Source organism: Streptomyces sp. C36, from assembly GCF_040932295.1.
In the GTDB taxonomy this organism is placed as follows: Bacteria; Actinomycetota; Actinomycetes; order Streptomycetales; family Streptomycetaceae; genus Streptomyces; species Streptomyces triculaminicus.
The window spans coordinates 964,716-976,079 of record NZ_JBFQGI010000001.1; the positions used below are offsets into that span (position 1 = coordinate 964,716).

The following is an 11,364-nucleotide window of genomic DNA, read 5'->3' on the forward strand; positions in this document are numbered from 1 at the left end:
ATGGGGTGGGGATGACGGAGATCCGTCGCGAGTTGATCCGCGCGTTGCCGGAAGTACTGAAGACGCACGCGGCACGGTCGGGAGGAAAGACCGCTTTCCAAGACGCGCGCCGGGGCGTCACGTACCAGGAGCTGGAAGAGCGGACCCGTCGTCTGGCCGGTCACCTCGGGCGGCTTGGCGTACGCAGGGGCGACCGGGTGGCGCTCGTGCTGGGCAACCGGGTGGAGACGGTGGAGGGTTTCCTCGCGGTTCTGCGGGCCGGAGCGGTGGGTGTTCCGCTCGATCCCGGGGCCGCGGACGCCGAGCTCGCGTACTTCCTCGACGACAGCGGGGCGGTCGCGGTGGTCACCGAGGACACGCTGCTGCCACGGGTCTCGCGGCTGGTGGCCGTGCGGCCACGGTTACGGTCGCGGGTCCTGGTGGCGGGCACAGGCACAGGCGCGGGCGCGGGCGCCGTGCCGGACGGAGCGGCCGCGGGCACGCACTTCTTCGAACAGCTCGCCGGATCGGATCCGGGATGCGCGCCCCGGGACGACCTCGGCCTGGACGAGGCGGCCTGGATCCTCTACACCTCGGGCACCACCGGGCGGAGCAAGGGGGTGGTCTCCAGCCAGCGCACCGCCCTGTGGTCCGTGGCGGCGGCCTATGCCCCGTTGTGGGACCTGAAGCCGCAGGACCGGCTGCTGTGGCCGCTGCCGATGTTCCATGCCTACGCGCACTCGTTGTGCCTGCTGGGCGTGGTGGCCGTGGGCGCGAGCGCGTACCTCCTCGACCGGGGTGCCGACGTCGCGCGGACACTCACCGATCAGCGGTTCACCATCGTCGCAGGCGTGCCCGCCACCTACCGCCTGCTCACGAGCGCGGTCCGCGAGGCCCCTCGGCCGCCGGCCGGCATACGTCTGTGCGTCACCGCGGGCGCGCCGTGTCCCCCGGAGCTGCGGGCGGACGTCGAGGAGTTGCTCGGCGCACCGCTGCTCGACGGCTACGGCAGCACCGAGACCTGCGGGAAGATCGCGGTCGACCGGCTCGACGGCTCCGGGAGCGCCGGCCCCAGCGGTCTGCCGGTGCCCGGTGTCGAGGTGCGGCTGACCGATCCGTCCAGCGGCGACGACGTCGCCGACGGGAACGAGGGGGAGATCCGGGTCCGCGGCCCGAACCTGATGCTGGGGTATCACGATCGCCCGGACGACACCGCCCAGGCGTTCAAGGACGGCTGGTACCGCACAGGGGATCTCGGCCGCCGCGTCCGACACGGCGGTCTGCGCGTCACCGGCCGCGTCAAGGAACTGATCATCCGCGGCGGCGAGAACGTCAACCCGGTCGAGGTCGAGCACGTACTGCTCGCCTGCCCCGGCGTCGTGGACGCAGCCGTCGTCGGCAGACCGCACGACGTGCTCGGTGAGGTGCCGGTCGCGTTCGTGGTCGCCGACCCGGGGCTCGGCGTCGACACCGACCGGGTACGCGACGCGTGCCGGGAGCGGCTGTCGGGTTTCAAGGTGCCCGACGAGGTGTACGAGACCGACTCCGTGCCCCGTACTCCCTCCGGCAAGACCGACCGTCCCGCGCTGGCCCGGTATCTGGCCGAACGGCTCGGCTCGGCGCGCGACGCCACCGCGTCCGCCCTGCGCCGGCGCCTGGCGGATCTGACCCCGTCCGGGCGGTACGACGAGGTGCTGCGTCTCGTCCTCACCGCGACGGCGCACGCGAGCGGCGTGCCGGAGCGGGACCTGGAACCGGGCCGGCCCTTCACCGCCTTCGGGGTCACGTCCCTCACGGGAGTACTGCTGCGCGACCGGCTGGGCACGGCCACCGGCCTGGAGCTGCCCGCCACCTTGGTGTTCGACCAGCCGACGCCGGCCGCCGTGGCGGAATTTCTGCGGACCGCGCTGCTCGGCGACTCGGCCCCGGACGGCCGCTCGGGCAGCGCCAGGGCGCGTACGCTCGCGGCGGAGCCGGTGGCCGTCGTCGCGATGGCCTGCCGGTATCCGGGTGGCGTGGCCTCACCCGAAGACCTGTGGCAGCTCGTCGCGAACGGGATCGACGCGACGTCGGACCTCCCCGACGACCGCGGCTGGGACCTGCCCGGCCTCTTCGACCCCGATCCCGACCGGCTCGGCACGTCCGTCACCCGCCGTGGCGGCTTCCTGCACGGGGCGGCCGACTTCGACGCGGCCTTCTTCGGGATGTCTCCGCGGGAGGCACTGGCCACCGACCCGCAGCAGCGGATCCTGCTGGAGACCACCTGGGAGCTCCTGGAGCGGGCCGGCATCGACCCGGCGGCCCTGCGCGGCAGTGACACCGGCGTCTTCGTCGGCGTGATGCACGACGACTACGCCGGCCGTCTGCTGAACCGAGGCCCCCACGAGCTGGAGGCGCACCTCGCGCTGGGCTCGGCGGGCAGCGTGGCCTCGGGCCGCGTCGCCTACGCCCTGGACCTGCGCGGGCCCGCCGTGACCGTGGACACCGCCTGCTCGTCGTCGCTGGTGGCGATGCACTCGGCGGCGCAGGCACTGCGGTCCGGCGAGTGCTCGCTGGCGGTGGCCGGGGGCGTCACGGTGATGGCCACCGCGGCGTCGTTCGTCGCGTTCAGCAGGTTGCGGGGCCTGGCGCCGGACGGCCGGTGCAAACCGTTCTCGGCCGCGGCCGACGGCACCGGCTGGGCGGAGGGCGTAGGCGTGGTCCTGCTGGAGCGGCTGTCCGATGCCCGGCGCAACGGCCATCCGGTGCTGGCCGTGGTCCGAGGCTCGGCCGTCGCTTCCGACGGCGCGTCCAACGGTCTGACCGCGCCGAGCGGCCCGGCCCAGCAGGAGGTCATCCGGCAGGCCCTCGCGGCCGCCGGGCTGTCCCCGGCCGACATCGACGTTGTCGAGACGCACGGCACCGGCACCGCGCTCGGCGATCCCATCGAGTCCCGGGCGCTGCAGGCCGCGTACGGGCGGGAGCGGCCCGGCGGCCGGCCGCTGTGGCTCGGGGCGCTCAAGTCCAACATCGGGCACACTCAGGCCGCGGCCGGCGTGGGCGGTGTCATCAAGACGGTCCTGGCGATGCGCCACGGACGGCTGCCGCGCATCCTGCACTGCGAGGAGCCGTCACCGCGCGTGGACTGGTCGTCGGGCGCCGTACGGCTCCTGGCACAGGAGGAGGAGTGGCGTCCGGCCCGACCCGGCGGCCCGCGCCGGGCGGCGGTTTCCGCGTTCGGCATCGGCGGGACCAACGCCCACGTCATTCTGGAGGAGGCGCTTGAGGAGCCCGCTGGGGAAACGGTTCTGGAAACGGCGCCCCCCGGGCCCTGGAAAGCGGTGCCACCACTGCTGCTGTCGGGTGCGGATCCGCAGGCTCTGCGTGCACAGGCCGGGCAGGTGGCGTCCCTGCTGCGGGAGCGGCCCCGGCTGTCCTCGCTGGATGTCGCGTTCTCCCTGGCCACGACCCGGGCGGCGCTCACGTATCGGGCGGCTGTGACCGGAGGGGATCGTGAGGCGCTGCTGAACGCTCTGGACGCGTTGGCGGCCACCGGTCAGGTCCCCGGAAGCACCGAGGTGAGGCCGGGCGCGCCTGCCGGGCGGCCGGCACTGCTGTTCTCCGGCCAGGGCGGGCAACGGCCTGGCATGGGCCGGGAACTGCACAGCACGTTCCCCCACTTCGCGGCCGCCTTCGATGCCCTGTGCGAACGCTTCGACGGCACCGGCGGTTTCGAGCGGCCGCTGCGCACCGTGCTGTGGGCGGGTGAGAACACCGCCGACGCCGCTCTGCTGGACAGGACCGACTTCGCGCAGGCGGGACTGTTCGCCTACGAAGTGGCGCTGTTCCGGCTGCTGGAGTCCTGGGGAGTACAGCCGGACGCCGTGGCCGGGCACTCCGTGGGCGAGCTGGCAGCGGCCCACGTCGCGGGCGTCCTGTCGGAGGCGGAAGCCGTGGAGCTGGTCGCGGCCCGGGGGCGGCTGATGCGGCAACTGCCCGGTCACGGCGCCATGGTGGCCCTGGAGGCCACCGAGGCCGAGGCGGCGGACGAGCTGGCGGACCTGGCGGATCCGACGCACCGCGTGGCGATCGCGGCGGTGAACGGTCCCCGGTCGGTCGTCGTCTCCGGAGAGGAGGAAGCCGTACGCGTCGTCGCCGCCCGGTTCTCCGGTCGCGGACGTCGCGCCACGCGGCTGCGGACCGGCCATGCCTTCCACTCACCACTGATGGAACCGATGCTCGCCGAGTTCGGCCGCATCGCCTCGGGCATGACCTACGGGAAGCCGCGCATCCCCGTGATATCGACCGTGACAGGGCGCGCAGCCGACGGGGACGACCTGCGCTCGGCGGCGTACTGGGTGCGCCACGCCCGCGAAACCGTACGGTTCGGGGACGCCGTGCGACATCTCGTGAACCACGAGCGGGTGACCGCCTGTGTGGAGCTGGGCCCCGACGCGCAGCTCACGGCGGCTGCCATGGGCGGCGTCGCGGGCGAGCGCGGGGGAGTGGTGTGCACGGCCACCGCCCGGGCCGGGGCGCCGGAGGCGCAGGCGGTCCTGGCCGCGCTCGGCCGACTGCACGTACACGGCCTGCCGGTGGACTGGCGCCGGGTGTACGCGGACAGCGGCGCCCGGCGGGTGGACTTGCCCACCTACCCCTTCCAACGGCAGCACTACTGGCTGGAGGACACCGAAGCTCCCGCACCGGCCGGCAAGGACCACCCTCTGCTGACCGGCACGACGACCACTGTGCCCGGCACGGAACGCCTGCTCTGCACCGGCCACCTCTCCACCGCCGCCCAGCCCTGGCTGCGCGACCACGTCATCGCCGGGCAGGTGCTCGTACCCGCCACCGCGTTCGCCGAGATGGTGATCCACGCGGGCGACGCATGCGGGCTGGAAGTCATCGAGGACTTCGCGCTGCTGGCCCCGCTGCCGCTGCCGCCCTCCGGCTCTGGCGACGGGGTCCAGGTGCAGGTGGTCCTCGGCGAGCCGGACGTCTCCGGCCGCCGCACCGCCGACGTCCATTCCCGTCCGCGGGAGTCGGGTCCGCTGGGCGTCTGGACGCACCACGCGACCGGGCGGCTCGGCCCGGCCACCGGGCAGGCAGGCCATGGTGCCGGCGCCGCCGCGTGGCCGCCCCCGGGCGCCGTGCCCGTGGACCTCGCGGGCGCCTACGACCGCCTGGCCGACGCCGGTCACGCGTACGGTCCTGCCTTCCGGGGCGTCACGGCAGCCTGGCGGGGGCTGGACGAGGAGGTGTTCGCCGAGGTACGCCTGCCCGGGGCGACGGGCGCCGACGCCGGCCGGTACGGCCTTCACCCCGCCCTGCTGGACGCCGCGTTGCACACGACTCTGCTCGTCGCGCCGACCGCCGGTCCCGTCCGCCTGCCCTTCGCCTGGCGCGGCATGAGCCTGTATGCCGTCGGTGCCACGGCGCTGCGCGTACACATACGCGCCACCGGCCCCGACACGGTCGCCGTGGACCTCGCCGACCCCGCCGGCAGACCGGTGGCCCGGGTGGATTCCCTGACCACTCGGCCCGTACCGGAATCCATCGGTGCCGCGGCCGCGGAAGTGAGCGCTTCCGGGGGCCTGTACGGCCTGCGGTGGGTCGGCGTTCCGGCCGACGGCGAGAGGCCGCTCCTGTCCGTGGCGGAACCCGACGACCTCGGCCTGCGCTCCGTGCTCCCCGGGCCGTCGGCCGGAAGAGGGAACGATGGCCCCGGGGCGGAGGTGGTCTCTCTGTCCTGCCTCGCCTCGGGCGCCGATCCGGCCGCGGACACCCATACGCTGACCGCGCGTGCCTTGGCCGTGCTGCAGACCCACCTGTCCGCCCCGGCCGCGCCGGGATCGCGCCTCGTGGTGGTGACCCGCGGCGCCACCTCCGCCGTGCCGGACCTGCCGGCCGCCGCGGTGTGGGGCCTGGTGCGTTCCGCACAGGCGGAGTATCCCGGGCGTCTCACGCTCGTGGACACCGACGGCCGGCCCGACTCCCTGCGCCTGCTGCCGGCCGCCGTCGCCACCGGTGAGCCCCAGCTCTCCCTCGTCGAAGGCGCTATACGTGTCCCTCGGTTGGCCGGCACCGGCATCCCGCAGGGCCGTTCTCCGGTCGAGGGTACGGTCCTGGTGACGGGCGGCACCGGAGCCCTCGGCGGCCTGCTGGCCCGGCACCTGGTCACCCGGCACAGGGTCCGCCGCCTCGTCCTCGTCAGCCGTCACGGCCTCCGGTCGCCGGCCGCGCGGCGGCTGCGGGCAGGGCTGCAGGAGTCCGGCGCCCGCGTGGACGTGATCGCCTGTGATGCCGCGGACCGCACCGCGCTGGCCGCCGTCGTGAAAACGTACGCGCACGAGCTGAGCGCCGTCGTTCATGCCGCCGGTGTCCTGGACGACGGTGTGCTGGAGTCCCTGACGCCCGGGCGGCTGGCCGCGGTGCTTCGCCCGAAGGTGGACGCCGCGTGGAATCTGCATGAGCTGACGAAGCATCTGCCCCTGTCCCACTTCGTGCTGTTCTCCTCGGCGGCCGGAGTGCTGGGCACCGCGGGCCAGGCCAACTACGCCGCCGCGAACACCTTCCTGGACGCGCTCGCGCACCATCGCGCCGCCCTCGGCCTGCCGGCGCTCTCCCTCGCCTGGGGGCCGTGGGCGGGCGGGGAGGGGATGGCGGCACGTACCGCCGCCCCCGACCGGGCCATGGACGGCCTCTTGCGCGCCGTTTCCCCCGAACAGGGTCTGGCGATGTTCGACGCCGCGCTGGGCAGCGGTGAACCGGTGCTGGCCCAGCTGCTGCTGGACCGTTCGCGGAAGGCGGCAACCGCCGGACAGCCGGTGCCGCCGCCCCTGCGCGGGCTGCTGCGCACGGCCCGCCCGGCAGCCGGGGCCACGGCCGGGCCGGCCGACGATCCCGAGGCCGCGGCCGGAGCCCGGCGGGAACGGCTCGCCGCACTGCCCGTACCCGACCGGGCACCGGCCTTGCTCGCACTCGTCCGCGAGGAAGTCGCCACCGTGCTCGGCCATGCCGGCGCGGATGCCGTGGCGCCCGACCGCCCCTTCACCGAGCTGGGCTTCGACTCCCTGACCGGGGTACTGCTGCGCAACCGTCTCAGCGCTCTCACCGGCGTGCCCCTGCCCGCCACCGTCGTGTTCGACCGGCCCAGCGCCGTGGAGCTGGCCGATCACCTCGACGAGGAGTTGGGCACAGCCCGGCTCGAAGAGGTCTCCGTCACCGGGCTCGCCGCCCCGCGGGGAACGGCACGGCCGTCGCAGACCCTCGCCTCCCTCTACCGGCGCGTGTGCGAGACGGGGGATGTCGTGTCGGCGATGCACTTGCTGGTGACCGCCTCGCTCGCCCTGCCCGCCTTCGACCACGCCGAAAGCGCCCGGCACGCGCTCGCGCCCCTCAAGCTGGCCGAAGGCACCGCCGGTCCCGCGCTCGTGTGCTTCCCCGGCTTCTTCCCGGCTCTCGGCAGACCCGGGCACGCCACGCTGGCCTCCGCCTTCGGCGGCGAGCGGGACGTACTCGAGATCCAGCACCCCGGCGTCGCGGAGGGCGACGCCGTCCCCCGGGACTGGCAGACCCTCGTGGACCTGCACGCCGACACCGTGCGCAAGCACCTCGGCGACCGCCCGTACGTCGTCGCCGGCTCCTCGATGGGCGGCTGCCCCGCGCACTCGGTGGCCGCGCGCCTCGCGGCCACCGGTACACCGCCGCTCGGGCTCGTCCTCATCGACACCTACCACGTCACCCCGGACCTCGAGAGCGAGCCGTGGCTGCTCGCCCTGCCCGCCCGTATCCCCTGGCAGATGGGCGAGCGGTTCGACACCGCCGTGGACGACATGTCCATGGCCGCCCTCGGCGCCTACACCCGTATCGCCCGCGGCTGGCAGCCGGAACCGACAGACGTCCCCACACTGCTGCTCCGCGCCACCGAACCGCTGCCGCGGCCGCCAGGCCACGGCATGCCCGAGACGGGGGCCGGGGAGCGGCGAACGTCCTGGCCGCTGCCGCACACCTCAGTGGACGTCCCCGGCGACCACTGGAGCATGACCGAGGAGCACGCGCATACGACGGCGGAGACCATCCGGGCATGGCTCGGCACACGACTCACGGCCACCGGCGACGCCCAGGTGTGACGAGGTGCCCACGAGCACGGGCAATGGCCAGAACATCACGTTCACCCACCGGCCCTTGAACGGCTCTCCCGCTCCGCGCGATCGAGAGCCTCCGTCTGCGCGGTACCGCGCAGACGGAGGCTGAAGGGCAAGCTCAGCCGAAGAAGACGGAGGAGATGTCGTTGTCGAAGCCGATGGTGGCCAGATCGGCGACGTCGCCGTTGACGACCTTGGACCTGCCCTTGCAGTTGGCCTCGGACCAGATCTTCAGGCTGCCCTGCGCCTGCAGGGAGGAGGCGACGTTGTCGCGCGCGACGTTCTGGCAGCCTTTGCCTGCCAGGCCCTGGGAGGGGTCGCCGAAGTTGGCGTCGTCGAACAGGACGACGCTGGTGGCGGGCTTGCCCTGACCACCGTTCCCGCTGCCGGCGGCAGCCCCGCCCGCCTTCTTGCCGTCGGGGGTCACACCGAACCAGGTGCCCCCGACGCCCTGCCCCTTGGTCTCACCGGGCTTGGTGTCCTTGCTGAAGCGGTAGACGGGCCAGCCCCCGACGGTGACCTGGAGCGTGCCGTCGTCCCGCTTGACGGTTCCGACCTTCGACTTGTCGACCCCGTCGAGGAAGATCTTGCCGCCCCGTGCGACGACGACCGGCGGCCAGGTCGACGCGCACTCGCCGTTGCACGTGGACTTCGACGGGCTCGCGGTGTCCTTGTCGAACCGGTAGAGGGTGAAGCCCGAGCCGTTGACCACCACCGGGTTCAGCACACCGGCCTTCGACGCGGACAGCTGCACCCACTGCTGCGCCTCCGGCTTCACCGCCGGCTTTCCCGGCTCGTTCGCCCAGTCACCCGTCCTGGGCGGGGCGTTGTTCGCCTTCGCGGTGCCGCCGAGGAAGCCCAGGCCCTGTCCGGCGGCGATGGGGTTGGATCCGGCGGACGCCGAGGAGGCGGGCGCGGAGCTGTCGTTGTCGCCGCCGCAGGCGGTGAGCAGCAGGAGTCCGGCAGTGGCTATAGCGACGGATGTGGCGGTGCGCGTGCGGATCATGATGATCCCCCCAGGTCATGGCTCCGGTCCGCCCGAAGCCTTCACCGGTTCGTACGGGCCGGACACCGGGGCAGCCTCACCCGGTTACCGGCCCGATACACCACCGTTACGAAGTGACAGCGGACCCCCTGCTGGGCTCTTCAAAGCGGCCCGTGCGGCAAGCCACCGGCTCCATGCGTCGCACCGGCGGCAGATGCGAAGATCGCGCCGTGGACCCTACGCACACGCACGACGAATCCGCGCGGCCGCCCGGTGCCCCGGTGCGCGCCGGCATTCCCGAACACGGGCGGATCCCCAAGTACTACGCGGTCAAGGCCCAAGTCGCCGTCCTCCTCGACGAGCTGGGGGAAGGGGGCCTGCTGCCCACCGAGCGGGAGCTGGCCGTGCGCTTCGAGGTGTCGCGGGAGACCGTTCGGCAGGCTCTGAGGGAGCTGCTGCTCGAGGGGCGGCTGCGCCGGATGGGGCGGGGGACGGTGGTCGCGGGGCCCAAGCTGGAGCAGCCGCTGTCGCTGGCCAGCTACACCGAGGGCGTACGTCGTCAGGGTCGGCGCCCGGGACGCAGCCTCATCGGGCTGGACCGGCTCGCCTGCCCTGCCGCGCTCGCTCCCGACCTCGGTGTGACGGCGGGGGATCCCGTGTGGCACTTGGAGCGGGTGCTGCTCGCCGACGACGAACGGGTGGGGCTGGAGAGTACGTACGTGGCGGTCGAGCGGGCACCGGGGCTGGACTCGGAGTTCGAGCCGGACTCGTCCTTCTACGCGTATCTGCGCGAGCGCCTCGGTATCGGCTTCGGGGACGCGGACGAACGGCTCGAGACCGTTCTGGCCACGCCCCGCGAGGCGCTGCTGATCGGGACGCCGCCCGCCCTGCCGATGCTGCTGATCCACCGGGTGTCGCGGGATACGGAGGGAAGGCCGCTGGAGCGTGTGCGCTCGCTCTACAGAGGGGACCGGTTCTCCTTCACCACGCACCTGCGCGGTAGCGAAGGCTGAGTCGGCACCGCCCAACGGTCGTTCCAGCCATTGTCACGAGAAGATAACGGGTCTAGTCCAAGATTGGCGGCCCGTTTGCCGCCGGTTCGGCGTTCGGCCGCCGTCGCGTCACTCCGTTTGACGAGTGTTCGACTCATGCGAGTCATAGTCGTCGGAGCGGGCGTGCTGGGAACCATGCACGCCTGGCAAGCAGTTCAGCGCGGCCACGAGGTCGTGCACATCGAGCGCGAGCGTGAGGCCAGGGGTGCCTCCGTCCGTAACTTCGGTCTGATCTGGGTCAGCGGCCGGGCCGCGGGCGAGGAGCTGGAGACGGCCCTGCGGGCCCGGACCCTGTGGGAGGAGATCGCCACCGCCGTACCGGGCCTCGGCTTCCGCGCCAACGGTTCCCTGACCACCGTCACCACCGAGGCGGAACTGGCCGTCGCCCGCGCCGCCCTGGCCGCGCCCGACGCGGACGCCCGCGGGTTCCGCCTCCTCACCCCCGCCGAGGTCCGGGTGGCCAACCCGGCCCTGCGCGGCGAGCTCCTCGGCGCCCTGGCCTGCGACCGCGACGCCGCCGTCGAGCCGCGCACCGCCCAGCGCGCACTGAAGGACGCCCTGCGACTGTCCGGTCGTTACACCTTCCTCGGCGGGCGAGAGGTCCGAGAGGTCGTCGGAGACGGCGCCGTCCGCGACGACCACGGTCACGTCCACAGCGGCGACGCGGTCATCCTGTGCACCGGCGCCTGGCTGGGCGGACTCGTCCGCGAACTCGCACCCACCCTCCCCGTACGTCGTGTGCGGCTGCAGATGATGCAGACCGCGCCACTGGGGGAGGAGCTCACCACCTCCGTCGCCGACGCCGACAGCTTCCGCTACTACCCCGCCTACAGCGGCACCGCCCTCGAGGCCATGGCCGCGGGCCAGGCACAGCCCCCGGTCGCGGCCGAGCACAAGATGCAGCTGCTGATGGTGCAGCGCGCGGACGGCGGCCTGACGATCGGTGACACCCACGAGTACGCCGAACCGTTCGCCTTCGACGTGGACGAGGCGCCGTACGAGCATCTGACCGCCGTCGCCGAGTCGCTGCTCGGCCGGCCCCTGCCGCAGATCCGCCGGCGCTGGGCCGGGGTGTACGCGCAGTGCGTGGACACCACCCGCGTCGTGCACCGCGAGCGGGTGCGCGACGGCGTGTGGCTGGTGACCGGCCCCGGCGGCCGCGGCATGACCTGCTCCCCGGCGATCGCCGAGACGACCGCGAACGAACTGGGCTGGTGACACA

At 73.6% G+C, this 11,364-nt stretch carries 4 protein-coding genes; 3 read left to right on the plus strand and 1 reads right to left on the minus strand.

Annotated elements, in window-relative coordinates:
• The first annotated feature begins 11 nt into the window (after positions 1-11).
• Positions 12-8,090, plus strand: a complete 8,079-nt coding sequence (locus AB4K12_RS04305; protein WP_368432889.1) for a type I polyketide synthase — start codon at positions 12-14, stop codon at positions 8,088-8,090.
• 133 nt (positions 8,091-8,223) lie between these two features.
• On the opposite strand, the gene AB4K12_RS04310 is transcribed toward AB4K12_RS04305, so the two are convergent.
• Positions 8,224-9,111, minus strand: a complete 888-nt coding sequence (locus AB4K12_RS04310) for a hypothetical protein (RefSeq protein ID WP_368432890.1) — start codon at positions 9,109-9,111, stop codon at positions 8,224-8,226.
• 209 nt (positions 9,112-9,320) lie between these two features.
• Here AB4K12_RS04310 and AB4K12_RS04315 point away from each other — a divergent pair, with 209 nt between their 5' ends.
• Together AB4K12_RS04315 and AB4K12_RS04320 are read left to right on the plus strand one after the other, a co-directional pair.
• Entirely contained in the window at positions 9,321-10,103 is a 783-nt protein-coding gene (locus AB4K12_RS04315) for a GntR family transcriptional regulator (protein ID WP_368432891.1), read from the plus strand.
• Between the two features lie 135 nt (positions 10,104-10,238).
• The gene (locus tag AB4K12_RS04320) at positions 10,239-11,360 is read left to right on the plus strand and encodes a TIGR03364 family FAD-dependent oxidoreductase (RefSeq protein ID WP_368432892.1); all 1,122 of its coding nucleotides are present in this window, start codon (positions 10,239-10,241) and stop codon (positions 11,358-11,360) included.
• Positions 11,361-11,364: the final 4 nt, after the last annotated feature.